Source organism: Neoalteromonas flava, assembly GCF_002807685.1.
Lineage (GTDB): Bacteria > Pseudomonadota > Gammaproteobacteria > Enterobacterales > Alteromonadaceae > Alteromonas_E > Alteromonas_E flava.
Genome location: NZ_PEAX01000006.1, coordinates 140925 through 166355, shown reverse-complemented (window position 1 = coordinate 166355; position 25431 = coordinate 140925). Strand labels below are relative to the sequence as shown.

24 protein-coding genes are annotated in these 25431 nt (G+C 45.9%); 7 read left to right on the top strand and 17 right to left on the bottom strand.

All coding sequences use genetic code 11. The features are described from left to right. Positions 1–6: 6 nt before the first annotated feature. The 6 genes from CSH92_RS14565 to CSH92_RS14540 form a co-directional block, all read right to left on the bottom strand. Positions 7–684, bottom strand: coding sequence for a cytochrome b/b6 domain-containing protein (locus CSH92_RS14565; RefSeq protein WP_100658376.1), 678 nt, complete (start codon positions 682–684; stop codon positions 7–9). 95 nt (positions 685–779) lie between these two features. Further along, entirely contained in the window at positions 780–1178 is a 399-nt protein-coding gene (locus tag CSH92_RS14560; protein WP_100658375.1) for an ACT domain-containing protein, read from the bottom strand. A 49-nt stretch (positions 1179–1227) separates the two neighbouring features. Next, on the bottom strand, positions 1228–2016 hold the full coding sequence (locus CSH92_RS14555; RefSeq protein WP_100658374.1) for a crotonase/enoyl-CoA hydratase family protein: 789 nt from the start codon (positions 2014–2016) through the stop codon (positions 1228–1230). A gap of 13 nt (positions 2017–2029) precedes the next feature. Then, positions 2030–3349, bottom strand: coding sequence for a M24 family metallopeptidase (locus CSH92_RS14550; RefSeq protein ID WP_100658373.1), 1320 nt, complete (start codon positions 3347–3349; stop codon positions 2030–2032). A 135-nt stretch (positions 3350–3484) separates the two neighbouring features. Then, positions 3485–4978: a PH domain-containing protein gene (locus CSH92_RS14545; protein ID WP_100658372.1), complete on the bottom strand. Its 1494-nt coding sequence runs from the start codon at positions 4976–4978 to the stop codon at positions 3485–3487. Position 4979: 1 nt separating this feature from the next. Next, positions 4980–5528, bottom strand: coding sequence for a PH domain-containing protein (locus CSH92_RS14540; RefSeq protein WP_100658371.1), 549 nt, complete (start codon positions 5526–5528; stop codon positions 4980–4982). 125 nt (positions 5529–5653) lie between these two features. Between CSH92_RS14540 and dapB the strand changes: the two genes are divergently transcribed. From dapB to greA, 4 genes are all read left to right on the top strand, one after another. Continuing rightward, a complete protein-coding gene (dapB, locus tag CSH92_RS14535; protein WP_100658370.1) occupies positions 5654–6436 on the top strand; it encodes a 4-hydroxy-tetrahydrodipicolinate reductase in 783 nt (260 codons plus the stop codon). Between the two features lie 256 nt (positions 6437–6692). Beyond that, the gene (gene carA / locus CSH92_RS14530; protein ID WP_100658460.1) at positions 6693–7835 is read left to right on the top strand and encodes a glutamine-hydrolyzing carbamoyl-phosphate synthase small subunit; all 1143 of its coding nucleotides are present in this window, start codon (positions 6693–6695) and stop codon (positions 7833–7835) included. A 3-nt stretch (positions 7836–7838) separates the two neighbouring features. Continuing rightward, on the top strand, positions 7839–11066 hold the full coding sequence (gene carB / locus CSH92_RS14525; RefSeq protein ID WP_100658369.1) for a carbamoyl-phosphate synthase large subunit: 3228 nt from the start codon (positions 7839–7841) through the stop codon (positions 11064–11066). Positions 11067–11164: 98 nt separating this feature from the next. Further along, positions 11165–11641 (top strand): transcription elongation factor GreA, encoded by a 477-nt coding sequence (greA, locus tag CSH92_RS14520; protein ID WP_100658368.1) that lies wholly within the window; start codon positions 11165–11167, stop codon positions 11639–11641. A 183-nt stretch (positions 11642–11824) separates the two neighbouring features. On the opposite strand, the gene CSH92_RS17065 is transcribed toward greA, so the two are convergent. Continuing rightward, complete coding sequence (locus tag CSH92_RS17065; protein WP_164084759.1) at positions 11825–11977, bottom strand: hypothetical protein; 153 nt, start codon at positions 11975–11977, stop codon at positions 11825–11827. A gap of 267 nt (positions 11978–12244) precedes the next feature. Continuing rightward, positions 12245–12439, bottom strand: a complete 195-nt coding sequence (locus tag CSH92_RS14510) for a hypothetical protein (RefSeq protein WP_100658366.1) — start codon at positions 12437–12439, stop codon at positions 12245–12247. A 152-nt stretch (positions 12440–12591) separates the two neighbouring features. On the opposite strand from CSH92_RS14510, the gene CSH92_RS14505 reads away from it, so the two are divergent. Together CSH92_RS14505 and CSH92_RS14500 are read left to right on the top strand one after the other, a co-directional pair. After that, a complete protein-coding gene (locus tag CSH92_RS14505) occupies positions 12592–13206 on the top strand; it encodes a DUF1993 domain-containing protein (protein WP_100658365.1) in 615 nt (204 codons plus the stop codon). A 39-nt stretch (positions 13207–13245) separates the two neighbouring features. Next, a complete protein-coding gene (locus tag CSH92_RS14500; RefSeq protein ID WP_100658364.1) occupies positions 13246–14052 on the top strand; it encodes a phytanoyl-CoA dioxygenase family protein in 807 nt (268 codons plus the stop codon). Here the strand turns inward: CSH92_RS14500 and CSH92_RS14495 are convergent. Next, positions 14026–14937, bottom strand: coding sequence for a lipase chaperone family protein (locus tag CSH92_RS14495; protein WP_100658363.1), 912 nt, complete (start codon positions 14935–14937; stop codon positions 14026–14028). The two genes, CSH92_RS14500 and CSH92_RS14495, sit on opposite strands and share 27 nt — an antisense overlap. Positions 14938–14942: 5 nt before the next feature. After that, a complete protein-coding gene (locus tag CSH92_RS14490) occupies positions 14943–15878 on the bottom strand; it encodes a lipase family alpha/beta hydrolase (RefSeq protein ID WP_100658362.1) in 936 nt (311 codons plus the stop codon). A gap of 251 nt (positions 15879–16129) precedes the next feature. On the opposite strand from CSH92_RS14490, the gene CSH92_RS14485 reads away from it, so the two are divergent. Then, on the top strand, positions 16130–16804 hold the full coding sequence (locus CSH92_RS14485; protein ID WP_100658361.1) for a 2OG-Fe(II) oxygenase: 675 nt from the start codon (positions 16130–16132) through the stop codon (positions 16802–16804). Positions 16805–16881: 77 nt separating this feature from the next. Here the strand turns inward: CSH92_RS14485 and CSH92_RS14480 are convergent, their stop codons facing one another. From CSH92_RS14480 to miaB, 7 genes are all read right to left on the bottom strand, one after another. After that, positions 16882–18528 carry a SulP family inorganic anion transporter gene (locus tag CSH92_RS14480; protein WP_100658360.1) on the bottom strand — a complete coding sequence of 549 codons (1647 nt, stop codon included), beginning with the start codon at positions 18526–18528 and terminating at the stop codon, positions 16882–16884. Between the two features lie 105 nt (positions 18529–18633). Further along, positions 18634–19899 carry a Xaa-Pro dipeptidase gene (locus CSH92_RS14475; RefSeq protein WP_100658359.1) on the bottom strand — a complete coding sequence of 422 codons (1266 nt, stop codon included), beginning with the start codon at positions 19897–19899 and terminating at the stop codon, positions 18634–18636. 69 nt (positions 19900–19968) lie between these two features. Beyond that, positions 19969–21441: an apolipoprotein N-acyltransferase gene (gene lnt / locus CSH92_RS14470; protein ID WP_164084758.1), complete on the bottom strand. Its 1473-nt coding sequence runs from the start codon at positions 21439–21441 to the stop codon at positions 19969–19971. Positions 21442–21480: 39 nt separating this feature from the next. Further along, positions 21481–22362, bottom strand: a complete 882-nt coding sequence (gene corC / locus CSH92_RS14465; protein WP_100658357.1) for a CNNM family magnesium/cobalt transport protein CorC — start codon at positions 22360–22362, stop codon at positions 21481–21483. Positions 22363–22406: 44 nt separating this feature from the next. Further along, on the bottom strand, positions 22407–22862 hold the full coding sequence (gene ybeY, locus CSH92_RS14460) for an rRNA maturation RNase YbeY (RefSeq protein WP_100658356.1): 456 nt from the start codon (positions 22860–22862) through the stop codon (positions 22407–22409). Then, positions 22859–23863 carry a PhoH family protein gene (locus tag CSH92_RS14455; protein WP_100658355.1) on the bottom strand — a complete coding sequence of 335 codons (1005 nt, stop codon included), beginning with the start codon at positions 23861–23863 and terminating at the stop codon, positions 22859–22861. The genes ybeY and CSH92_RS14455 overlap by 4 nt, the downstream gene beginning before the upstream one ends. Before the next feature lie 12 nt (positions 23864–23875). Continuing rightward, entirely contained in the window at positions 23876–25309 is a 1434-nt protein-coding gene (gene miaB / locus CSH92_RS14450; protein ID WP_100658354.1) for a tRNA (N6-isopentenyl adenosine(37)-C2)-methylthiotransferase MiaB, read from the bottom strand. Positions 25310–25431 lie beyond the last annotated feature (122 nt).

Genomic DNA, 25431 nt, shown 5'->3' with positions numbered 1-25431 from the left:
ATAAACTCAGTAATAAAATTCAGGTTCAGGTGGTAAAACCTCGATGACGAAGTACACAATTGCAGCTACTACGATGGCAACTAAAAAAGCTCGAAGCAGTTTCGAAGAAACAATGCCAACGTCTTCTTTGAGATATTTCTTACCATTCACCATTGCTGTAATAATCGCTTGGCGCTTATAAAACTGGTAACCGAGTGCCGCGATAATGTGCAGAGCAATAAAGATCAAGAGTAAATCAAACAGCTGGAAATGAATAAACTCCATCACGGCGAGCCATTCGCTACTCGCCACGCTACGATAGGGGCCTTCGGTGAATATATCGTCACTAACAAAAAGTCCGCTAATGGCCTGCAGCGCAATGAGTAAAAGCATACAAATAACAGCCCAGCTACCGATAGGGTTGTGTCCGGGAAATGTGGGAGAATCTCGGTGCAACAATGTTTTACTATACGTCAGTCCCTGGGTAGGAGAGAGCCTGAGTTGATTGAACTTAGCATAGCGAGTACCCACCACTCCCCATACCAACCGGAACAAAATTAAGCCGAGTAAAGCATAACCTATCCGAACATGCCAGATGATAGCGTTATCAAACCATTCAGCCGATGCCCATTGGAACGCAATACCAATAATCAATAAACCGTGGAAGAGTCGGGTAGGAAGATCCCATATTAATTGTGCTTTCATTTATTTCTCTTCATTTATTGCTTAAGCCATTTAAGTCTACGGATGCATCAGCCAAACGCCAAGGTGTTTGAACATTGAATGCCGGCCTTATTCAATTAGCCTTGCAATTCTAATAGTGCCTGCTGCGCTTTTTCTGCGTTATTAGCATGTACAAAGATATGGTCATGGAAGTATCCGGCTATTACGTTCGCACTTATCTCGTATTTTGCTAACTGCTGCGCGATAGCAGCCGTCAGTCCCACTGCATCTAAGCTAGAGTGAACTTTAAGCGTTATGCAACGAAACACAGATGCGTAGGCGAGATGGTGCCTAATGGCTTGCAGTTTACTGATCACCAACGTCATGCCTTCATCTTCCATAAACATGGCTTTAGGTTCAAGCTCTGCATAATCACCATACTTGCCGTTCTCAATAGTAACGAAAACATAATGTTCATGCGTCAAAGTAGGCCGTATCGTCTGCAACATTTTTTGTAGGTTAGTTTCACCCGGCATTTGAAATCCCGTAAGTCGTCAAATTTAAGTCTTTATCAAGGCGCATATTCTATTTTTTAAATGGAATATCCTTGCCGTGCATTTCACGTTGCACAGCGATACGTTGGTTTTTACCTAAAATAATCCGGATCTGATTAAAGGTTTCTTGGGCCAGAATACGTCGCTCCCGTCCATTCCAAATTTTTTGGTACAGGCGTTTCACTGTTTTATTGGTATCTGGCGAGCGATTAACCAACGCATTGGCTAACGTAGTTGCGGCATCAAGCGGTTGCTCATGAACCTGGGTAATTAGGCCAATATGTAGTGCCTCATGTGCACTTATGGTGTCACTCGTCATGGTCAAGCGCATGGCTTGATCCAATCCAACGCATTCGCGCAGCGCGGGCGTGCCGCCCATATCAGGGATTAAACCCCAGCGACTTTCCATGATGGCTAATGTGCAATCCGAAGACGCGATACGAAAATCGCCGCCAAGTGCGATTTGCATACCGCCACCCCAACATTTGCCATGTAAGGCCATGATCACAGGTATATCTAAGCGCCGCCAACCGATACTCACACGTTGTGCCAAATTGGCGTTTCCGGGTAACCATTTCCACAGTAGCCGCAGCGCATTTTGACCACTGGATAATACCGATTTTATATCCAGTCCAGAACAAAAGCTGGCCCCTTCGCCGCTAACAACAACAGCACGAATCGATTGGTTTTTGTGAATACGGTCAATGGTTGTATCGATGGCAAAGAACATGTCCATATCTAATGCGTTATGTTTATCAGGACGGTTCAATTTAACATAGGCGAGTGGACCTTCAATGGTTAAAGTAACACGCTCTGGCATTCTCAAAGCTCCTTTATTTGATCACAATCAAGTCGGTTTGCGGCGCGATCAAATATTCGGCCCCAACTGGAGTTACCACTACCATTTCTTCAACTGAGATGGTTTTGGTTTTACCATTGGCTAAATGCCAACTATGAAAACCGTCAAACGCAAACGTCATTCCAGCACGTAATTCGCGTTGTGCCGCTGGTCGCACACTGACAGCTTTGGAGCCGCCCAAATTAGGGCCTGTATCATGTGCTACATAGCCGACAGGATGGCCGGTACTCCACATGACAGAAAGTGATCCGTTTGCCTCCATCACCTCTCGTTGGGCTGCATCAACGTCGATTCCCTTGACGCCTGGACGCATGGCTGCAAATGCAGCATCGCGACCCTGCTTTGCGCTTCGCCAATAGTAAGCGATGTCTTCTGGTAATGTTTTTTCACCCTCTTTTAGGACATATGCGAAGCGCTGAATATCAGTGACCCAACGATCGAATACACGAATACCGAAGTCAGTTTGGATGACATCGCCCGCTTGAATAATTTTGTTTGTTGCGTGCGAATGACCACGATCGCTCCCTGAATTCACATTCGGATTTTGATCCGGCGCCCACGCATCAGTCACTCCGGCATCACGCATTTTTTGCTTCAGAAAGGCAGCTACGTCAGCATCGGTGGTTTTACCGGGTATAATGGTCGCATACGCTTCGAATTGCCACTGCGCGGTGAGTGCAGCAGCTTGCCGCATAATCGCAACTTCGGCAGGAAGTTTTATCGAAAGCCACTGATAAACAAGTTCGTCGGAAGACATCAGACGATCGATAAATTTGGGTTTGAGTGCCTGAGTGAGTGCTAAATATTGGCTGTGACTTAAGCCGTCGGCTTGAGCGTTTTTCGCTGATGTATTGATTGCAATTCGTTGAAAATCTTGCTGATGGATGAACTCAACCGCAGTTGCAACGGCTGAACCACTGCGCGCGATCGGTTGCACTTGATCGAGTAACTGTAAATCGGCAAGTGCAGTAGCTTCCCCGACCGGTGAAAAGGCGATGGAATGAAATTTGTCGCCATTCAAGTAAAAAAGAAAAACAGCGGTTTGCCCGGCGTTTTCACAGCCAATATGGTCGGCGAGAGGGTCGTTATTATTTTCTCTGCACACGACTAACCACGCGTCCACATTTGCTGTCTTTAAAGCGTTCGGTAGAAGCTGTTGGATCCGCTGCTTACGGATCTCCGGCCAAGGCGAAGGACCTTTAAAATTGAAACTAGTAGTAATATTCGCTTGAGCTGAAGCTGAATAAATAAACATTAATCCGATAACGAACATCACCAGTTGGCGCAATCCCATGGCAGCAATCCTCCATAAACAGTTGTGGGAAATCTCAAGAAACCGCTGAGGCAATGCAGGCGGTAAAATCTTGTGGTTAAACGTAAATGTGTCAGTTTATGTTGATAGCTGCAAGCACAAACCAATCACAGCCAATTACATCCACCGTTGGTTCGGGTTTGCAGCCGCCTTTAAGGCCTTTTCAAGTAAAAGAATAGCGTCAGACTGTTTTAGCATCGGAATGGTAATTGGCGCTGAGGCGAAGCCAAGCTGGGCGGTGGCAAGTTGATGGCGTTGTTGCAGCCAACTGACATTAAGTTGCGTGTATTGCATTTTATGCCAAGGGGCAACAACAATGGTATGACCGAAAAGTCCAGAGCGCACATAAAGCTGCTTATCGTCAAAGGCAAAGCCCCAGCGATACCAACGCAGGATAACCAATCCTTGCAAGATTATTGGGACTAATAAAAGCGCGACAAATGGCAGCTTAAAATTAACCTCTAGATTGATACCTAGTGCAAGCAGTGCTGAAAGGCCAGTGAAAACGAGTGAGTGTTTGAGCATAAAGCGGCGGCTAATAGGCTGAAAAGAAATATTCTTTGGTGGTGTATGGTTAAACGCGAGTTGGCCTAAGTCCTCGGCCTGAGCCGGCGTAATGGAAGGTACCAGCAGCGACTGTTTTTCGTCGCCTGGCATGGCAACCGGACGAGCCAATTGTTTGTAGGTTAGGTTTACGCGGCCAAACAGTCCATCGAGCCAAGTTTGACGGTACTCTATATGTTGAATACGCAACAAATTCAGGCTCACTTGCCGGCGCGTGAAAAGGCCACTCTGCTGTTGCAAGCGCTGTGCCCGTAAGGAAAGCCTGAAGCCATAAAAGTTGATAATTGCGCCAGCAACAGAAAGTAGGGTGACGATAACCAAAAGCAACATGCCGGTTAATGCTACGGTCAGACTTACTAATAGCAGGCCGTGTTCATTGATCGCGTATAGGGAGCGCAAATCAATGGTGGTCATTGAGCTATCCATGTACTTCACCGCATCATCAATAAACGGGGATAACAAGCCTAAAAAGATCCACACTCGATTATTGCTCATGCCATGAATAATTAGATCAGAAATGTGGCGTTCTAAAAGCTGCCTATTAGTGTCGAGAGTATTCTCTTTTGGATCGGAAGCGGCGTCCGTAGAGTTGCCAGAATACGCGGTTATCCAATCACTTAGCTTATCTGCCTGTTCTTTTGCCATTGCCACAATGACACCCTCATCTTTGCCAGAGCCTGCGGTATCCAGAGTAACTACACGCATATCATGCAAACGGTAATAGATGGGTTGGCTTAAGCGAACATCTTGAATTTTATCGAAGGGTAGGTTGAGTTTTACCCGTTTGAGCAGGCCCTTGTGGATCTCTACATGTTGCTCATGGACTCGAAATCGGAAGGCCAAATAATTAGCAATAATTATCCCAATGCCTACAGTCACAATCATGCCAAGCAGCAGCAATACTCGCGTCGGGTTTTCAGCAAAGGTTGAACGTAGTGCTATGGCCAGTGGGATCAAAAATACTAAATTACTCACGCCAATTCGTAAGGCTTGTTCAGTAAAATATAACAATGCCACAGGGTGTACGCGCTGCCATTGCATTAGCATTTTACTGATTACCTTGCACTTCAGCACTACTGATTTGATCAGCCTGTTGTGAAATTTGGGTGCGCAACTGATGTGCAGTGTCGCTTGGTAAACCGGGTACGGTAAAGCTTTGCCAGCCGCTGCCTGCGGAGTAAATATGCAATCTAGCGAGGTCTAGCCAGCGCTCAAGCGGTCCTTGGGTGACTTCCACGTGTTGCACCCGCCCAATAGGTTGAGAAATAACTCGGCTAACCCAAAGCCCAGTTGAAAAGTGAATATCATGCTCACACACTGCGTAATATTTGCGCTTGTCAGCAAGCCAGCCAAGACTAATGATGAGCACACCGATTGAAGCAGTCAGATTAAACCAAAGTAGAGGGTGCTCGGATAAAATGCTGGGAATGCGAAACCATGTTTGATTAAAAACAATGACTAAGGCAAGTAACAGGGTGAGTAAACTTACCACGCGCAGTCCCAAGCGAGCTAACGCATAAGCTGGATTTAATGCCTGTCTAGGTAGCTCAGATAAAGTTGTATAGTTAGCTGATTGAGTTGGCGTTCCGGACATCATGCGATGGTCATTAGCGGTTACATTCAAGATAGAGTGACTATATCAGTAATTCATAATTTGAACGTAAACAATACTGTAAAATAGTGTTTTTTTAGGCACAATAAAGAAAAACAGAAGGAAGCGTAATGAATATTGCAATTTTAGGTGCGAATGGCAGGATGGGCAAAGCCTTGCTTGATGTCGTGAACGAGGATCAGCAAGTGCGGCTGAGCGCTGCATGTGTGCGTGCAAATTCAACCTATTATCAACAACCTATTGCGCAATCTTCGCTGCATTACACCACCATCAACGAAGCATTGTCTGAGGATGTTGACGTAGTTATCGATTTCACTCTTCCAGATGCTTTGCAGGGACATTTACAGCAATGTGTTGAAGCCAATAAGCCAGTGGTAGTTGGTACCACCGGTTTACTATCTCAACAATCCGCAGCCTTAGTCGCCGCGGCGCAACAAATACCCGTGGTTTTCGCCGCAAATTACAGCGTTGGTGTAACGTTAATGACTAAACTGAGTCGAATGGCAGCTAGTGCGTTAGGAGATACTGCGGATATTGAGATTATAGAAGCACATCATCGGCATAAACGCGATGCGCCATCGGGTACAGCCAAAGCAATTGGTGAAGCAATTGCCGATGAATTACAAATTGACCTGGAGCAACACGCAATATACGGCCGTGAGGGCGATACTGGTGAGCGTGATCAGAAGACCATCGGCTTTTCAACCATTCGCGGTGGAGACATCATTGGTGAGCACACGGTATTATTTGCTGATAATGGCGAACGTCTGGAAATTACTCATAGAGCCAGTAGTCGTCAAACCTTTGCCTTAGGGGCCGTAAGGGCGGCAAAATGGGTGGTAGGAAAAACACCAGGTTTGTATGACTTAGAAGACGTATTAGGGATTAAATAACCGCTGGTTTTGGGGGTTTTGTTAAAAAGTTTTTAATAAACGCTTATTTTTAATAATTATCTCGATTAACCTAGATCTGTCCAGGTGCTTGCTATATACTCAGCGGAATTTGCCAAAAATCTGCGTTTTGCGCCATAAAACGTGTTTTGATTAGCTGCAAAGACCCTTAGTAAGTAACGGATTCGTTACTTATGAACTGTCACGTATCGGGTTTAGCTGGCCCGGTGCATGAGTTAACTTATGCTTGGAGGTTGACTTGGCTAATTCTGCCCTGCTAGTGCTTGAAGACGGTTCCGTTTTCAAAGGCACTGCCATCGGAGCTGACGGGCTCACGGTAGGTGAAGTGGTATTTAATACGTCTATGACGGGTTATCAAGAAATACTAACTGATCCATCTTATACCGAACAAATCGTCACTTTAACGTATCCCCATATCGGAAATACCGGAACCAATGAAGAAGACGTTGAATCAGACAACGTTAGTGCCAAAGGCCTTATCATTCGTGACCTCCCACTTCTTTCCAGTAACTTCCGCAGTACCCTTTCTCTCTCCGATTACCTTAAACAACACAATATTGTGGCCATTGCCGATATCGATACACGTCGTTTAACGCGGATCCTACGCGATAAGGGTGCACAGAATGGCTGTATTATCGCGGGTAGTAATCTGGATGAAAAACAAGCGCTAGCCGAGGCTAAAGCCTTTCCCGGTCTTAAAGGGATGGATTTAGCCAAAGTTGTTACGATCAAAGAACAACAAGCTTGGACGGGTAATACATGGGAATTGGGCGTGGGTTACAAGCCGACGCCAGAGGTTACCAATTATCATGTAGTAGCCTACGATTTTGGGGCTAAACATAACATTTTACGAATGTTGGTGGAACGGGGGTGCAAAGTGACTTTAGTGCCCGCCACGACATCTGCAGAAGAGGTATTGGCGCTTAATCCCGATGGCGTATTCCTATCTAACGGACCGGGAGACCCTGAGCCTTGCGATTATGCAATAGCTGCGATTAAAGTCTTCTTGGACAAATCGGTACCTGTATTTGGTATTTGTTTGGGGCACCAACTGTTGGGCCTAGCATGCGGTGCAAAGACGGTAAAAATGAAATTTGGTCATCATGGCGCAAACCATCCAGTTAAGGATTTACGCCGCGGTGTGGTGATGATCACCAGCCAAAACCATGGTTTTGCAGTCGATGAAGCGAATTTACCAGACTGTCTTGAAGTCACTCATGTGTCGCTATTTGATGGTTCTCTACAAGGGATAGAGCATAAAACAAAACCTGCCTTTAGTTTTCAGGGGCATCCTGAAGCAAGCCCAGGTCCACAAGATGCTGCTCCCTTGTTCGATCACTTTATTGAATTAATGTCTAATCAACATCGTCAGGACAAATAACGCATGCCAAAACGTACCGACATAAAAAGTATTCTTATCATCGGCGCTGGCCCGATAGTTATCGGTCAGGCCTGTGAGTTTGATTATTCAGGTGCGCAGGCTTGTAAAGCCCTGCGTGAAGAGGGGTATCGAGTTATCTTGGTGAACTCAAACCCTGCTACAATCATGACTGATCCCGAGATGGCTGATGCAACCTACATTGAGCCTATTCATTGGGAAGTTGTGCGCAAGATCATCGAAAAAGAGCGTCCTGATGCGGTATTACCTACCATGGGTGGGCAAACGGCACTTAACTGCGCACTTGATTTGAACAAGCACGGTGTGCTTGAAGAGTTCAACATAGAATTGATTGGTGCTTCTGCTGAAGCAATCGATAAGGCAGAAGACCGCGAACAATTCGACAAGGCAATGAAATCCATTGGTCTGGAATGTCCACGCGCTGAAATCGCGCATACGATGGAGCAAGCCCATGATGTACTGACGCGGATCGGCTTTCCTTGCATTATTCGTCCTTCATTTACTATGGGCGGCACCGGTGGTGGGATCGCGTACAACATTGATGAATTTAATGAGATCTGTGCGCGTGGTTTGGACCTATCACCCACCAGTGAACTCTTGATTGATGAATCATTAATTGGCTGGAAAGAATATGAAATGGAAGTGGTACGCGACAAAAACGATAACTGTATTATCGTGTGTACCATTGAAAATTTCGATCCTATGGGCGTGCATACTGGTGATTCAATCACCGTAGCGCCAGCACAAACCTTAACGGATAAAGAATTTCAGATTATGCGTAATGCTGCGATGGCAGTACTGCGTGAAATCGGCGTAGAAACGGGTGGTTCAAACGTACAGTTTGGTATTGATCCTAATACTGGGCGTATGGTTATTATTGAAATGAATCCACGGGTTTCTCGTTCTTCGGCCCTGGCATCTAAGGCGACCGGTTTCCCAATCGCTAAAGTAGCAGCCAAGCTTGCTGTCGGTTTCACCTTGGATGAACTTGCTAACGATATCACTGGCGGCGCTACACCGGCTTCGTTTGAACCGGCGATTGATTATGTTGTGACTAAAATCCCACGTTTTAACTTTGAAAAATTTGCCGGTGCAAATGACCGCTTAACCACGCAAATGAAGTCTGTGGGTGAGGTGATGGCGATTGGTCGGAATCAACAAGAGTCTTTGCAGAAAGCGTTGCGAGGATTGGAAGTGGGTGCCAATGGACTCACTCCTATATTGGATTTAGAAGACCCAGATGCACGTACCAAAATTGTATACGAGTTGCGTGAGCCGGGTGCTGAACGAATTTGGTATATCGCTGACGCGTTTCGCATGGGTATGAGTATCGATGAAGTCTTCGAGTTAACTAACATTGATCGCTGGTACTTGGTGCAAATTGAAGAACTAGTGCAACTAGAAGCACTGGTTGAGCGTATTGGTATATCAGCCATGGACGCAGATTTAATGCGCAAGTTAAAGCGCAAGGGATTTGCTGACTCACGTTTGGCAGAGCTAACCAATGTTGCGGAGAGCGACATTCGCGATATTCGTGCTAAATTCGATATCTTCCCCGTGTATAAGCGAGTGGATACCTGTGCAGCAGAGTTTTCGACCAGCACAGCCTACATGTATTCGACCTACGATGAAGAGTGTGAATCACAACCCAGTGATAAAGACAAAATCATGGTGTTGGGTGGAGGCCCGAACCGCATCGGACAGGGTATCGAGTTTGATTACTGCTGTGTGCATGCAGCATTATCGATGCGTGAAGATGGTTATGAAACGATTATGGTTAATTGTAACCCTGAGACTGTTTCCACTGATTATGATACCTCTGATCGTTTGTATTTTGAGCCGGTTACACTCGAGGATGTGCTCGAAATTGTCCGGGTTGAACAGCCCAAAGGGGTGATTGTGCAATACGGTGGTCAAACGCCGTTAAAATTAGCCCGTGCGTTAGAAGAAAATGGCGTTCCAATTATCGGCACCAGTCCCGACGCCATCGATCGCGCTGAAGATCGTGAACGTTTCCAGCAAATGGTTAATAAGTTGGGCTTAAAACAGCCAGCGAACGCGACCGTTAGTAATATGGAAGAAGCACTGGTTAAAGCTGAAGAAATTGGCTTTCCGTTGGTGGTGCGTCCGAGTTATGTATTGGGCGGTCGTGCGATGGAAATCGTGTATGACCTTAAAGATCTGAGACGTTATTTGAACGAAGCGGTAAAAGTCTCGAATGACTCGCCAGTACTGCTGGACCGCTTCTTGGACGATGCCATCGAGGTTGATATCGACGCAGTATCAGACGGTGAAACAGTGGTCATCGGTGGGATCATGGAACACATCGAGCAAGCCGGCGTTCACTCAGGTGATTCGGCATGTTCTTTACCTCCTTATTCTTTGCCTAAGACCATTCAAGATGTCATGCGTGAGCAAGTGCGCGCCATGGCATTGGAACTCAATGTTGTTGGCTTGATGAACACGCAATTTGCGGTCAAAGATGGTGAAGTGTACTTGATTGAAGTCAATCCGCGTGCGGCACGCACTGTACCGTTTGTGTCTAAGGCTACAGGCGTTCCTTTAGCTAAGATCGCCGCGCGAGTGATGGCGGGTCAATCGTTACAAGCACAAGGCTTTACCGAAGAAGTGATCCCACCATTTTACTCAGTGAAAGAAGTGGTCCTACCGTTTGCCAAGTTCCGCGGTGTAGACCCATTGCTAGGGCCTGAAATGCGCTCTACCGGTGAAGTCATGGGAGTTGGTGATTCTTTTGAAGAAGCTTATGCTAAGGCCAATCTTGGAGCCGGTTCACCTGTGCCACAAAATGGTAAAGCCTTGCTTTCAGTACGCGAGCATGACAAACAGAAAGTCATTGAACTGGCCAAAGAGTTAGTGGATAAAGGTTTTGCTATAGAGGCCACACGTGGTACAGCTACAACCTTATATGACGCTGGTATCATGAGTACTGTAGTGAACAAGTTATCAGAGGGTCGCCCTAACATTGTCGATGCCATTAAGAACAAGACATATACCTATGTGGTTAACACCACCGAGGGGCGTCAAGCTATTAATGACTCGGTGTATATTCGTCGTGAGGCACTTGCAAGCAAGACAACCTATACCACCACGTTGAATGCGGCATTCGCTACTATCCGCGCGAAGGACTTTGATGACCGCACTAAAGTGGCGTCGGTGCAAGAACTGCATGAACGGGTAAAACATCGCTCGTAGAAGAGTGACAACGTAGTAAAATCAGAGTATTCTACTGGTCGTGGAAGTGCGCTTTTTTAAGCGCACTTTTTTATGAGAAGAATAAAGAGAGAGAAGCAATGAGCCAATACCCAATGACCGCAGAGGGTGCACAAAAATTACGTGATGAACTGCATGAATTGAAGACCGTACGTCGGCCGAAAATCATCGAAGCAATTGCTGAAGCACGTGAGCATGGCGACTTAAAAGAAAATGCCGAATATCACGCCGCGCGGGAGCAGCAAAGCTTTTGTGAAGGGCGTATTCAGGATATTGAAGGTAAGCTCTCTAATGCACAAATTATCGATGTCACCAAAATGGAAAACACCGGAAAAGTCATATTCGGTGCGACTGTGACTATTCTGAATTGTCAGACAGACGAAGAGACAACCTATCGTATCGTGGGTGATGATGAAGCAAATATTAAGAAAAACTTGATTTCAGTGAATTCACCTATTGCCCGCGGTTTGATCGGGAAAATGGTCGACGATGTAGCGAATATCCAAACTCCGGCGGGAACTGTAGAGTTTGAAATAGTGGAAGTGGAATACATTTAATTAGCTTTGCATACTAGGCAAAAGCACAAAATGTTTGCCTAGCTTGATGTATATTTTTAGGCTACTAGATAACAGCAGCTCTATTGAAAGTCCGATATGCGTATGCGCTATCGGGCTTTTTTATGCTCTGCACATTGTGTTGCACTCTAGCGCACTGCATTCAAAGTTATTAGCAATTCGAGCTTATAAAGCAGGCTTGTTGCCTTTACCTGAGTGCAAAGAATGATCCCTGCGAATAACCCCAACACCAATTATACTGGCACAGACAATCGCAGCATAACTCAGGATCGGTTCTTGCGCGTTAACCAGCCATTGTTGTGTTTGAAATAATAGCATGCCGATACAAACGCTCATCCACAGCATAATTTTAGATTTTAGGTCACGTGACTTTGCCATTATTAATGTGACAAACAGTAAGGCTATGCAGTAAAAAAAGGGAATTAAAGCCACCAAAAATGCAGTATATTCGTTGCGCAAAGTGTTTGTCTCTTGAACGAACAAGTGCATAAAAAATGCAGCAAAAATGCTTAGTGTTAGTAAAGTTATAGTAAGGCTTTTTTTCATTGAGTTTACACGGCGGTTTGCACCACCATTCTTCCATAGTTAAAGACGGTTTTTATCCAACGCCATATTATGCTGCTCCATAAGGGCAAATCCTCCGTTATTCGCGGCATAACCCAAGGCATTCATGCCAAGTCCGAACGCCCAACCGCCGATAATTCCACCCGAGCCAGCACCCGAAACGGCTTCAATCGCTGTGTTATCAATTTCTTCAATCGTTGTGTTGTTAGTATTCATAATAAATCCTTTTAAGTTTTAATGGGTGCTCATTCACCCATCGCTAATACTATGTATTATGCTCAACTATAAAACTGATCTAATGGCTAGATTTTTTTGGATCCTGCAGTCTCCCCTTAGCAAGGAAGCCCATGTAGCGTGTAGTCTCTCGTTTGTCTAGAGGTACAAGGTCTGAGTTTTATTTATGCAGCCTAAATTGTCGCTGGTATGCCTATAGCTTACTCGGTAAAGTATTCGCAATTGGGTTAGAAAATGGTACGCGCATATTGACTACTACCTTTGACTGTTTCTTGCGTTATTTACGCAACTTACAGGTTTTAATAAACAAGATTGAAAGAGCAACACCAGAGCCTGATAGCCTATTGTCAGCACGTCTCCACCCAAGCATGTTGCCACTACGTAATCAGATCCAAATCACGGCGAATTTCCCGTTGCGGGCCTTGTGTCCGCTCCTTAATACAGCTGTAGTGTCGTTTGATAATCAGGCGCGAACCTTTACCGATATGCAATTGCAGGTGGCCGAAACGATACACTATATTGAGTCCCATGCAGGCAATATCTCAAACACTAATGTGTTGATCAAAGACTCCGCTGGTTCAGCGACCATTGAGATGCCAGCGATGGAATACTTGAATTTATTTGCCTTACCTAATTTTTATTTCCACTTTTCCATGGTGTATGCCATTGCTAGGGCAGAAGGTATTGCGCTGACGAAGGGGGATTTCGATGGGATCCATGCATATCCCACGGGGTTTAGTTTTGCATGATTGGTTATCTAATTAATAACAATATGTGAACTAACGTAGATGAATGAAATAGCATCAGAAGCGCTCCAGCAAAACATCGAGAAATTAGGCTTTCACGTGCAGCGTAATTATTTTGATGCTAGCGAGCTCAATGTCTTAACCAATATAGTCGAACGTTTTCATCAGGCATGGATCCAAGATAATCAGGCGTTTTATCACCAGCGAGCAATAAACTCTGCGCATTTAACAGCGGCAAAATATCTGAACGAGTCAGAACGCTTGATTCTTTTTCAGTTTATTGGCAGTGAAAAGGTTAACCGCATAGCACAGCAAATAATGTCGCAGGGTTATGCCTTTATGAATACTCAATTATTTTTCAATCCAGTGAATGCAGACCAACCCAACTATTGGCATAGAGATGGACAGTATCATTTGAACCTAGAGCAGCAACAAGGGAGTTTGCAGGGACCTGAGGTGTATCACCTGCGTATTCCGCTCTTTGCTGAACCGGGTATTGAGCTGGTTCCAGGCACTCATCGACGCTGGGATACGCCACACGAATTAGCGGTGCGTTTGCAGCAGAAGGGGCATTGCAATTATGAGCCATTACCTGATGCTCAGGCTCTTCCACTCGGTCGAGGTGATTTGCTGATATTTAATGGTAATTTGATCCACCGTGGACTGTATGGAATGAACCGGATGGCACTGGATATTCTATTTTGCCATCCTTGTCCCGAACTTTTGCAGTTTGTAGATGATGATTGCTTACCCCCGCAAAGCCTTATTAATAAACTCGAGAATCCAGCAGCATTTATAGCGACTCAGCGCGCGCGGAATGGTTTATTGATTAACCGTCATGGCGTTTAGCAGTACGCGAGCACGCTTGGCTTCATTCTCAGGAAAATGCTGCGATAACCATTTTAATTGTTCATTCTCCGCAATCGTTGAGTATGCTCCATATAGAGATTTAACTCTTTGGGTAAAGTTGCCTCTTTGCTCCCACTGAGTGGCTACACGGTTAGCAACTTCATCGCCAAACTCAGCTTGTACTAATGCAAGGCGGTGCTCATTAGATCCACTCTCTGATTCTAAAGCTTGCAATGACTGAACTGCTAACGTGGGTTCAAAGGCTTGCTTTTGCTGCGAAGGTAAGGTTGCGAAGTGCTGTTCAATCAACCCGGTTTTCTGTTCTCTGTTCAACGTTGGATCTGCAGCAATCTGTAAACGTTGCAACGCTTGCGCATCAATAGCGTTGTCTTGACCGAATAATACCTCGACTTCATGTGCGGAAAAGTGTTGATATTGCAAGTCAACAACTTGCTGCAAGCGCTGTGCGACTTCAGTATAGACCGCCGAGTAATTTACACTGGACTGCTCAACGTTAAATAGTTCAGCTTTGTAATCAATATAACGAGAAAATAAAGCCAAAAATTCAGAGCAGGCGGCGATAGTCAAGTTTTGTCGGTCGCAGTACTGCTTAGCGTGGTCTAATAATATTATCTTGGTGGTAGCATTCGCATTTAACAACAAACCATCATAAACATCTTTTAGTTCACTACTCAGTTTGAATGGTTGGCCTTCAGTTACTTGCAAACCCGGTAACACAGCGACGTCTGTTTTGTGAGGTGGAGTAACGCGCTCGTTTGCAACTGTTAAGCTATTAATGGCGACAGTTTCAGGCGTCCTTACTTTCACGATAACTAGCGCAACGAGCACTAAGCTCGCTGCGCTAACAATCAACCGGAAACGCATAATGTTTACAGTCCCATCTGTTTGAGACGGTTGCCGTGGCGTAAGAAAACGCTTACTGGATCTGTCTCAAATAAGTGATGAATGCCTAGTGTTTGGTTTACTTCATCCAGATGATTCATACGATAGTTATCTTTTAACACGTAGCCTAAATGAGAACTACAGGAAGACACCAATCCATCGCTGGGTTCATTGAAAGCGAGACCAAGGATTGCCAAAACCGGGTCAGCAATATCAAATACATTGGTGTATGTGGATGCACCGCTCCATGAGAAGTAATAAACGCCATTCTCTGCCAATAAGTCACCGTCGTTGGCGCAATATGCCGAAGGCATTCCCTCCGGATAGCGTTGATTAAATTGTAAAGTGCGCTCGGTGGTTAAGGCCTCTAGCGCAGCGATGGTATCTGTCGGTAAATTTCCAGGATTGCTACCAGAAACTAATTCCAAAAAGTTAGTAAATGCATTGGCAACAGTACCGGCTACAGACTCTAGGCCCGAACCACTAGGAATTTTATTGCGTACAATGTCAGCAACGTTTGACCCCCAATTCACGCCTGCAACAGAGCTAGCTGAAGCCACATATTGTGGTGCTACACTGGCAACGTAGCGAATTGTAGGGCCGCCGTGACTATGGCCAATTAGATTGACTTTTTCCGCGCCTGTGTAGGCCAATACCGCCTCCACGTAAGCTAATAATTGTTCACCACGGATTTCCGTTGAATTCGCGGGTGAAACAGTTGCAACAAATACCCGGGCACCGTTTGCAGCTAGTTTGTTGGGAACTTTGTAGAAATAATCAGCCCACAGAATGTCATCAAAGCCGAACAAGCCATGGACTAAAACAATCGGATATTTCGTTTTTGCATAGGTGCCAGCCATGCTGGTTGGTGCTGCGACAACCAGCGTAAGCGTCATGACTAACAGAATAAATAGCTTTCTCATTGGTATACCTTTGTTCTAATTATGTAGGGTTTGGTGGTATGACGTCTGACCACCAGTTGTTAATGATTCGTTATTTTGTTAACAAGATCAATACAAATTGATCTTAATAACGCTTCAATTGAAGTGGCGCAGGATAAATGGAGGGTAATTCAGGTAAAAAAACGTGCTTTTTGGCGATTTTCTGATATACAGCAGATTCTTTCTCTCGGTAATTTTACCGGGTAGTTTATTTTGCTGTTTATGAGAATACTGTGTCAGCGATTTTTGACTTACATGCACACCTTGGTGGCAATACCACGCACGACGATCTTTTTGCTGCGATAGCGACTGATATTGAGCAACAAGGCTATAGTATTCGACCTGGCGCTTTACCACTTGAGATTGGAGATGCTCTGTTAGAGTGCCAACAATCCTTAAGTCAGCAAGAATACACTGATGCGGGTATTGGGCGTCGCGACGAGTACACTAAAAACGACTTTGTGCGAACGGACGAAATCTGTTGGATCACCGGTGAGTCAGAGGCGGGACAGCGCTGGCTCAATTGGGCGTCTGGTCTACAGCGGTATCTTAATCGACGCTTGTTCTTAGGGCTTTTTTCCTTTGAAAGTCATTTTGCCCACTATGCCCCCGGTCATTACTACAAGCGGCACTATGATGCTTTTCGCGGTGAAATGAATCGAGTGTTGAGTGTCGTCGTGTATTTGAATCCTGGTTGGGGTAATGAAGATGGGGGGGAATTGGTACTTTATGGTGACGATAATGACCACACAGGTACTAAAGTCGTTCCTTTGTTCGGTACTGTTGTAGTATTTCTTAGTGAGGAATTTCCCCATGAGGTATTACCAGCGCTACGCGATCGCCACTCTGTCGCAGGTTGGTATCGCGTGAACGCCTCTATTAACAACAAAATCGATCCACCCAAATAAGATGTCATTGCTTTGGCTGACTCCGGGACGCACCTGTGAGAGATGTGACCAACTGGTCAGCCAATATCACGAGAAAACTAGCGATTAAGATCCTGAATCGCTTTTTCTAAAGCAATGGTACGATCGTTGGTAAAAGCATCCTCACCGAGCAGATCTTCTAAACCCAAACGTTTCAGCTTTTCTTCTGCTTTACGCGTTTTCATCACTACATAGACAGCTTTATCCAGCTCTTTTGCTTCCTGTACCACGTTTTCAATCGACAGCGAGATGGTGTCATCGAGCATCGACACGTCACTTAGATCAATAATAATGACATCGTGATCAGGAATACTCGCGCGTTCGCGAGCCAATGCTTTTGATACGCCGAAAATCATCGCGCCACTGAGGTAAAAGAATAAAATCCTTCCATCACCTAAGTTTAACAAGCGTTTTTGTTCGCGGGTGAGTGGCAGTTTGTCATCCATATCACTGATGGCTCGAATGTTTTTCGATTGGCTGGCACTTAACTTTTCAATGGTAATCACATTGGCAATGAACACGCCAATACCGACCGCAATAATCAGATCGACAAAGACAGTTAAGAGCATGACCGCGTACATGATCAAGGTAGAATGGAAAGACACCCGATGCGCTCGTTTGATAAAGCTCCAGTCAAGGATATCAACCCCCACTTTAACCGCGATACCAGCTAGTACAGCGAGAGGAATATTGCCGATAAGTGACGCCGCTCCAAAGATTGCAACGACCAAAACACCCACACGAGTCACACCTGACAGGGGCGTTTTTGCTCCGCTTTGAATGTTGACGACCGTACCCATGGTGGCACCTGCACCAGGCAAACCGCCAAACAAACCAGACATAATGTTACCCAAGCCTTGACCAATCAACTCTTTATCAGACTTGTGTTCGGTACGTGTCAGGTTATCAGCGATCACTGACGTGAGCATCGAATCGATACATCCCAACATACCCAAAACCATCGCATCGACGAGCATGGTTTGAAATTGTTCAGCAGTGAACGTAGGAAGCACTAAAGAGGGGAGGCTGGCATTAATCTCACCAATCCGCTGAATCCCATCGTAATCAAAAAATATCACCGAAATGAGTGAAACTATGACTAATGCATAGAGCTGTGGCGGAACAAATTTACGCCAGCGCTGTGGTGTGAGGAATAAAATGGCTAAGGTGATAACCGCTAATGACAATTCGCCCCAGTGAATATTGGCTAAAAGACTTGGCAGATTTAGCAAGGTGCCGCTAACACCACCTGCGGGTGCAGATTGGCCTATCAGAGGAGCAAATTGAATGATGATAAGGATACAGCCTATCCCAGACATAAATCCGGAGATAACGCTGTAGGGCATCAAAGTAATGTATTTCCCTAGTTTTAATAGGCCAAAGGCAATTTGAAATAAACCAGCCATCATCACGACGGTAAAGGCCATTGCCAAACCGTTGTCGGGATTGTCGGCAATCAATGTAGTTACCACGGCGGCCATCACTACCGTCATAGGACCTGTTGGCTCTGAAATGAGGGTCGATGTGCCCCCAAATAATGCGGCAAATAGACCAACCAGGATAGCACCATATAAACCAGCTTCTGCACCAGCGCCCGACGCTACACCAAAAGTCAGCGCCAGAGGCAGTGATACAATGGCTGCTGTTACTCCACCTAAAACATCGCCGCGTAAATTTCGCGTATGCAGCTGATTGATAAAACTCATCACGCTCTCTTCTGGTTTTCGTTGTCACCAATTATAAAGACTGGCAAATATAAATCTATATAAATTTAATCTTATTTTATATTTATAAATATAAATTCAATGGGTTTACTTACCTTTTACCACTACGCCATCTTTCATAACGAATGGCACATTTTCCAGCAAGCCAATGTTGTCCAATGGATTACCCGCCACCGCGATGACATCCGCATACTTGCCAACAGATATGCTACCCAGACTGTCTTGTTGCTTAAGCAGGGTGGCAGAATTGATGGTGGCGGCTTGAATGGCTTGCAGGGGTGTCATGCCGAAGTCGACCATGCGCTTAAACTGTTTTCCATTGTCACCGTGAGGGTAGACGCCTGCGTCTGAACCAAACACCATGTTCACGCCAGCATTAACGGCTTTTTTAAAGTTGTCGCGTTGACGTTTCCCAACAATTCGTTCTTTGGCTAAGCTTTCTTCGAGTATGCCGGCCTTGGCACCTTCACCAAGGATGTACTCGGTAACGTAGATGTCCATAGAAAAATAAGTACCATGCTTTATCGCCAATTCAATACCTTCATCGTCCAACAAACTGACGTGTTCTACCGAGTCAACCCCGGCCTTTATGGCTGTCTTGATCCCTTCTGTTCCGTGGGCATGCGTAGCAACTGTTAGCCCGCGCATATGCGCTTCTTCTACAAGGGCTTGCATTTCGGCCAAGCTATATTGCTGTACGCCAACCTTAGTGCCTTTTGACAACACTCCGCCGGTGGCACAAAACTTAATCACGTTAGCGCCATATTTAATGTTCTCTCTGACTTTTTCACGCACCGCCCATGGACCATCAGCGACACCTTGCCCCTTAACCGCGTATTCGGCTGGCAACAAATTGTTATCACAATGCCCACCAGTTACACCAATCGAAGGGCCAGCCACAAACATGCGCGGCCCAATGATATCGCCGTCTTGAATCGCATCACGCAGTGCAATATCGGCATAGCCCGGAGCGCCGACATTGCGCACAGTGGTAAAACCTGCAAGCAGGGTTTGTTCAGCGTGTTTGACCCCAGTAATAGTGGCTCGTGGCGTAGAGACGGCTAAACGTTTATAGCCATGCAAAGCAGCGTCACTGGTTAAGTGCACATGCATATCCATCAAACCCGGTATTAAGGTATGTCCACTAAGATCAACTACGCCGACATCCGTGGGGATAGGATCTTTCTTGTGGTTACCCACCGCAACAATCTTACCTTCTCGAATAATCACCAGTGGGTTGTTGACGATTTCGCCGTTGATGACATCAATTAACGCGGTTGCTTTAATTGCGGTGTTCGCAAAGGCTGAATGGCAGAGAAAAAGCGTAATAATGAGTGCGATGATATATTGCATGGTGACCTTAATTGCAAAGTGCTGACATAAGTTCAGCAGTATAGCAGTCGACCGATGATCAACAATGGGTTAACTGGTACGACGATCCAGCCAAATAGCAATGGCAGCAAAGATCAGAAAAATCAGCCAAGCACTGGCATCACCAAAGTATCGATAAGGTGTAGTGCCTTTGACTAATCGAATAGTATGTTGAGTCGTAGCTCTTTCAAATTGGGGAATGCTAGCTTCAATTTCTCCACGGTGATTAATATAACCGCTGATCCCATTATTCGTGGAGCGGATCACCGGCAGGCCGAGCTCTTTCGCTCTGATTTGCGCAATCTGCATGTGTTGAGATGGGCCATGGGAGCGGCCAAACCAAGCATCATTGCTAACCGTCAAGATGACATCAGTCGCAGGATATAAATTAGCGCGGACTTGCCGCGGGAATGCGATTTCAAAACAAATGGCAGGCGCAATGTGATAGCCATTGGCAATGAGATTGCGCTGTTGAAAGTCGCCGCGATCAAAACTCGACATTGGTAAATCAAAAATCGGGGCTAACGCACGTAACACAGACTCGAAGGGCACAAACTCACCGATTGGCAGCAGATGATGCTTGGCGAACCGGTTATTATGATTGTATCGATAGTGCCCAGCGCTATCTTGTGGATCCTTTTTTCCGAGCACAATCAGGTTATTAAAGACTTGCTCGGTTTCGAAATTGTAATTCACAATCCCGGTCACCAAGGCGGAGTTATGTGCTGCGGATATCTGATCTATTTCATGAATGTAATCTTGTGCTAAAGATTCCAATTTCGGTATTGCGGCTTCCGGCCATACAATAAGTTCATTGCCCAACAAGGGTAGAGTTTGTTCGGCATAGGTGCGCATGGTCGGAGCGTCTTGCTCGGGGACCCAGCGTAATTCCTGTTTGATGTTGCCCTGTACCATTGCAGATTGAATTGTCTTACCTGATAGGGGAGTCCAATTAATTTGGTCGAGTAGATAGCCACTGGTGAATGGTATAGCGAATACAATAGCCATGGGCAACCAGCGCTTGCGTAACAACAGCTGTGCATTGCCTGCGCACACAAGAATGATGAGCGCACTCACACCGGTTTCACCGATGACCGGTAACCAACCCGCCAGTGGTGAGTTCAATTGGCTATAACCAAGAGATAGCCATGGAAAACCAGTCAATACCCAACTGCGCAGCCATTCAGTGAAAAACCAAGCAAGTGGTAGCACAAGTGGCCAACGAGGGGGAGTGCTGAGTTTAGTGGTGATTTTAAGTGCCAAGGCGGGGTAGAGCGCTAGATACCCACATAAAATAGCCATTAAACCGATGGAAGCCAACAAAGGCAGACCGCCGAAATCGGCAATACTGACGTGAACCCAACTCACACCAGCGCCAAACCAACCTAGACCAAACCAGCCCATCAACCAGGTTTTACTGTAATTTTGTTGGGCAAAAATAACCGCCAAGGCAGCTGTCAGAGCAATCGGTGTGATCCACCAATAGTTAAAGGGTGCATATGCCAATGTCAGCAACGCACCCATTAGGAACACACACAGATAAGTTAACAGCTTGTGCAGGGCTTACTCTTCCGTATTGACCGCCGTATCACCCTCTTCGGGTAACATGACTTTAAGTTGTTGGAGGCGACGTTTATCAGATTGGGTAACCTTAAATAATAAGTTACCGACACTGATCTCCTCGCCAGTTTCCGGCATGTGACCAAAGGCTTTTAGCACAATACCGCCAATCGTATCGGCTTCTTCTTCACTAAAAGAGGTTTCAAAAAACCGGTTAAACTCGTCCAGCGCAGTTAACGCCTTCACAGAATAGGTACTCTTATTCAGCGGACGAATATCGTCAGTGCTGTCTTCTTCAACATCGAATTCGTCTTCAATTTCCCCGACGATGAGTTCAAGGATATCCTCAATGGTCACAAGCCCGGATACGCCGCCGTACTCATCAACCACAATAGCCATATGATAGCGCTGTTGACGGAACTCTTTGAGCAACACATCCACGCGTTTGCTTTCAGGCACTATTACCGCTGGGCGCAATACGTCGCGCAGTGAAAACTCCTTACCGGGGATAAACGCGTAGGCGAGCAAATCTTTGGCCAATAAAATGCCTTCGATATGGTCTTTATCTTCACTAATAACAGGAAACCGCGAGTGGGCTGAATCAAGCATTAAGGGGAGAAATTCTTCTACGCTTTGGTCGATATCGATGGTGATCATTTGTGCGCGAGGGATCATGATTTCTCGTACACGCATATCGTGGACGCCGATTACACCTTCGATCATTTCGCGGGTTTGTGGGTCGATAACCTCACGGGCTTCGGCTTCTGAAATGACTTCTTTTAAGTCTTCTTTGCTTTTCGGTTCTCCACCAAAAGGTTGTAGTATCTTATCGAACCAACCTTTCGAAGAAGAACCGCTGGTAGAGTGCGGGTTGTCGTCGCTCATGTTTAACGTACTTACTCAATTGTGCCGTTGTCGGCTGTTAATAGTTAATGATCTTGGTAGGGATCGTCAATCCCTAATTTTGCAAGTAAATGTGTTTCGAGGCTTTCCATCTCATTTGCTTGCTCTGGATCAATATGGTCAAAGCCTAATAAATGCAAGACACCATGGATACACATGTGCGCATAATGATGTTCGAGTTGTTTCGATTGCTCGCGGGCTTCGCGCTCAACCACGGCTGGGCATATTACCAAATCACCATAAAAGTTAATCTCTACTTCTGGTGGGCATTCAAATGGAAATGAAAGCACATTGGTGGGTGAATCTTTGCCGCGATATTGGCTATTTAGTTGTTGTGACTCTTTGGCTTCAACTAACCGAATGGTAATTTCACCTTGGCTAATCTGGTTGGCAACAAGGGCTGCAGATGCCCACTGCGCAAAATTTTCTGCGCTTGGAATTATCGCATCACAAGCGATTTGCAGATCGACAACGTTGGTCACGATTCAATATTCTTCAAACGAGCTTGCTCGGCATCATACTCTTCGTACGCACCAACAATTCGCGCAACAACCGGATGGCGCACAACGTCGTTGGCGTTAAAGAAATTAAACGACAATTCTTTTACGTCCTTCAACACATCAATCGCGTGACGCAGACCTGAGCGAGCATTACGCGGTAAGTCAATTTGCGTAATGTCACCGGTAATGACAGCTTTACTGTTAAAGCCGATACGGGTCAGAAACATTTTCATTTGTTCGACTGTCGTGTTTTGGCTTTCATCCAAAATGATAAACGCATCGTTCAAGGTGCGACCACGCATGTACGCTAGCGGCGCAACTTCAATAACATTACGCTCAATCAGTTTTTCGACTTTCTCGAAACCCAGCATTTCAAACAGCGCGTCGTAGAGCGGGCGTAAATACGGATCAACTTTTTGTGATAAGTCGCCCGGTAAAAAGCCCAGTTTTTCACCGGCCTCTACCGCCGGACGCGTTAACAGAATGCGGCGGATCTCCTGGCGCTCAAGTGCATCCACTGCACAGGCTACTGCTAAATAGGTTTTACCTGTACCAGCCGGACCAATACCAAACGTGATGTCATGATTAACAATGTTAGCGACGTACTGTGATTGATTAGGGTTGCGTGGTTTGATGACCCCACGCTTGGTTTTCACGTGCACTTCTTTGCCGTATTCACCAGCTTCAGCGCGCTCCAAACATTTGACTTCCTGGATGGCGAGGTGGACTTTTTCAGCTTCAAGCTCAGGGATCCGACCTTTGACCGGCTGAGTTTCAATGTACAGTAACTTCAGCAATTCACCAGCACCGCCCGCGCGCATCGGCTCACCAATGACTTTGAATTGGTTGTTGCGATAGGTGATCTCAACGCCTAAGCGCCGTTCGATTTGCTTGATGTTATCATCAAAGGGCCCACACAGACTCGATAGACGTTTCTGGTCTTCTGGCTCAAGGATAATTTCGTTACTAGTAATATTGCTCACAGTACCTCGTATTTACGCTGGTAGAAATTGACTTACGCCTATTGCGTCAGGCGCAAGGGCTGATTCTTTTTGCATGATACTTTGCGGGCTTACCGCTACGCGCAATCCCATGTCTTGTTCACGGCGCACGACGTCACCGCGCAGTGAATTAGCAAACACGTCCGTGATCTTAATGTCTACGAACTGACCGATCATGTCTGGCGTGCCTTCAAAATTGACTACTCGGTTGTTTTCAGTGCGTCCTGAGAGCTCCATTGGATTCTTCTTCGAAGGCCCTTCGACCAATACTCGTTGTTCAGTATCTAGCATATTCCGCGCGATGCGTAATGCCTGTTGATTAATGCGCTGCTGTAACAAATACAAACGTTGTTTTTTGGTGTCTTCACTTACATCATCAACAGCATCTGCCGCGGGCGTGCCTGGTCGGGCACTGTAGATAAAACTGAAGCTGAGGTCGTAATCAATGGCTTGGATCAAATCCATGGTCGCTTCGAAATCAGCGTCAGTCTCGCCTGGGAAACCAATGATAAAGTCAGATGACATGCTGATATTAGGGCGAATTTTACGCAGCTTGCGGATCTTGGATTTATATTCAAGCGCGGTGTGGCCGCGTTTCATTAAATTAAGGATCCTATCTGAGCCGCTCTGTACCGGTAAATGCAAATGATCGACGAGCTCAGGAATGGTCTCGTAGGCGGCAATAATATCGTCAGTAAATTCGACCGGGTGCGACGTGGTGTAGCGAATGCGGTCAATGCCGTCAATAGAGGCCACCAATTCTAGTAATTCTGCAAACCGGCAAATGCTGCCATCATGTTGCTCACCACGGTAACCGTTAACATTTTGCCCCAGTAGATTAACTTCGCGCACACCTTGCTCGGCCAACTGGGCAACTTCTAGCAGTACATCGTCCACCGGACGGCTAACTTCTTCACCGCGGGTGTAGGGTACAACACAAAAAGTACAATATTTTGAACACCCTTCCATGATCGATACGAAGGCCGTTGGCCCTTCCGCACGAGGCTCTGGTAGGCGATCAAATTTTTCAATTTCAGGAAAACTAACATCAACCACCGCCTTTTCACCGGCTTGGATCTGTTCAATCATTTCAGGTAAGCGGTGCAAGGTTTGTGGGCCAAATACCAAATCAACATAGGGCGCGCGTTGGCGAATGGCGTCGCCTTCTTGCGAGGCAACACAGCCACCCACGCCAATGATCAGGTCGGGTTTGCTTTGCTTTAAGGTTTTCCAGCGGCCCAATTGATGAAACACTTTCTCTTGAGCTTTTTCACGGATCGAACAGGTGTTTAACAGGATGACATCGGCGTCCTCTGCTTCTAATGCTTCTGTGAATCCATGGGTACTGTCGAGCAGATCGGCCATTTTCTCCGAATCGTACTCATTCATCTGGCAACCCCAGGTTTTAATAAACAGCTTTTTGCTCATATAAATTTACGGCTCAAATAATTCAGTAATTGTTTGCTTTTACAGGGATTTAATCAGGGTGTGAATCGACGACACCTGACCCTATTAAAAAACGTCAAAATAGCCGCGTATTATACGCTGAA

What these genes read in the sequence shown, in the direction of transcription:
- CSH92_RS14475 (WP_100658359.1), bottom strand. Translation starts at nt 19,899, where the DNA reads ATGCAATATATCATCGCACTCATTATTACGCTTTTTCTCTGCCATTCA.
- CSH92_RS14545 (WP_100658372.1), bottom strand. Translation starts at nt 4,978, where the DNA reads ATGCTAATGCAATGGCAGCGCGTACACCCTGTGGCATTGTTATATTTT.
- CSH92_RS17065 (WP_164084759.1), bottom strand. Translation starts at nt 11,977, where the DNA reads ATGCTATTATTTCAAACACAACAATGGCTGGTTAACGCGCAAGAACCG.
- CSH92_RS14540 (WP_100658371.1), bottom strand. Translation starts at nt 5,528, where the DNA reads ATGATGTCCGGAACGCCAACTCAATCAGCTAACTATACAACTTTATCT.
- CSH92_RS14555 (WP_100658374.1), bottom strand. Translation starts at nt 2,016, where the DNA reads ATGCCAGAGCGTGTTACTTTAACCATTGAAGGTCCACTCGCCTATGTT.
- CSH92_RS14565 (WP_100658376.1), bottom strand. Translation starts at nt 684, where the DNA reads ATGAAAGCACAATTAATATGGGATCTTCCTACCCGACTCTTCCACGGT.
- carB (WP_100658369.1), top strand. Translation starts at nt 7,839, where the DNA reads ATGCCAAAACGTACCGACATAAAAAGTATTCTTATCATCGGCGCTGGC.
- dapB (WP_100658370.1), top strand. Translation starts at nt 5,654, where the DNA reads ATGAATATTGCAATTTTAGGTGCGAATGGCAGGATGGGCAAAGCCTTG.
- lnt (WP_164084758.1), bottom strand. Translation starts at nt 21,441, where the DNA reads ATGGGTGCGTTGCTGACATTGGCATATGCACCCTTTAACTATTGGTGG.
- CSH92_RS14480 (WP_100658360.1), bottom strand. Translation starts at nt 18,528, where the DNA reads ATGAGTTTTATCAATCAGCTGCATACGCGAAATTTACGCGGCGATGTT.
- CSH92_RS14500 (WP_100658364.1), top strand. Translation starts at nt 13,246, where the DNA reads ATGAATGAAATAGCATCAGAAGCGCTCCAGCAAAACATCGAGAAATTA.
- CSH92_RS14495 (WP_100658363.1), bottom strand. Translation starts at nt 14,937, where the DNA reads ATGCGTTTCCGGTTGATTGTTAGCGCAGCGAGCTTAGTGCTCGTTGCG.
- CSH92_RS14560 (WP_100658375.1), bottom strand. Translation starts at nt 1,178, where the DNA reads ATGCCGGGTGAAACTAACCTACAAAAAATGTTGCAGACGATACGGCCT.
- CSH92_RS14550 (WP_100658373.1), bottom strand. Translation starts at nt 3,349, where the DNA reads ATGGGATTGCGCCAACTGGTGATGTTCGTTATCGGATTAATGTTTATT.
- greA (WP_100658368.1), top strand. Translation starts at nt 11,165, where the DNA reads ATGAGCCAATACCCAATGACCGCAGAGGGTGCACAAAAATTACGTGAT.
- miaB (WP_100658354.1), bottom strand. Translation starts at nt 25,309, where the DNA reads ATGAGCAAAAAGCTGTTTATTAAAACCTGGGGTTGCCAGATGAATGAG.
- CSH92_RS14490 (WP_100658362.1), bottom strand. Translation starts at nt 15,878, where the DNA reads ATGAGAAAGCTATTTATTCTGTTAGTCATGACGCTTACGCTGGTTGTC.
- corC (WP_100658357.1), bottom strand. Translation starts at nt 22,362, where the DNA reads ATGAGCGACGACAACCCGCACTCTACCAGCGGTTCTTCTTCGAAAGGT.
- CSH92_RS14510 (WP_100658366.1), bottom strand. Translation starts at nt 12,439, where the DNA reads ATGAATACTAACAACACAACGATTGAAGAAATTGATAACACAGCGATT.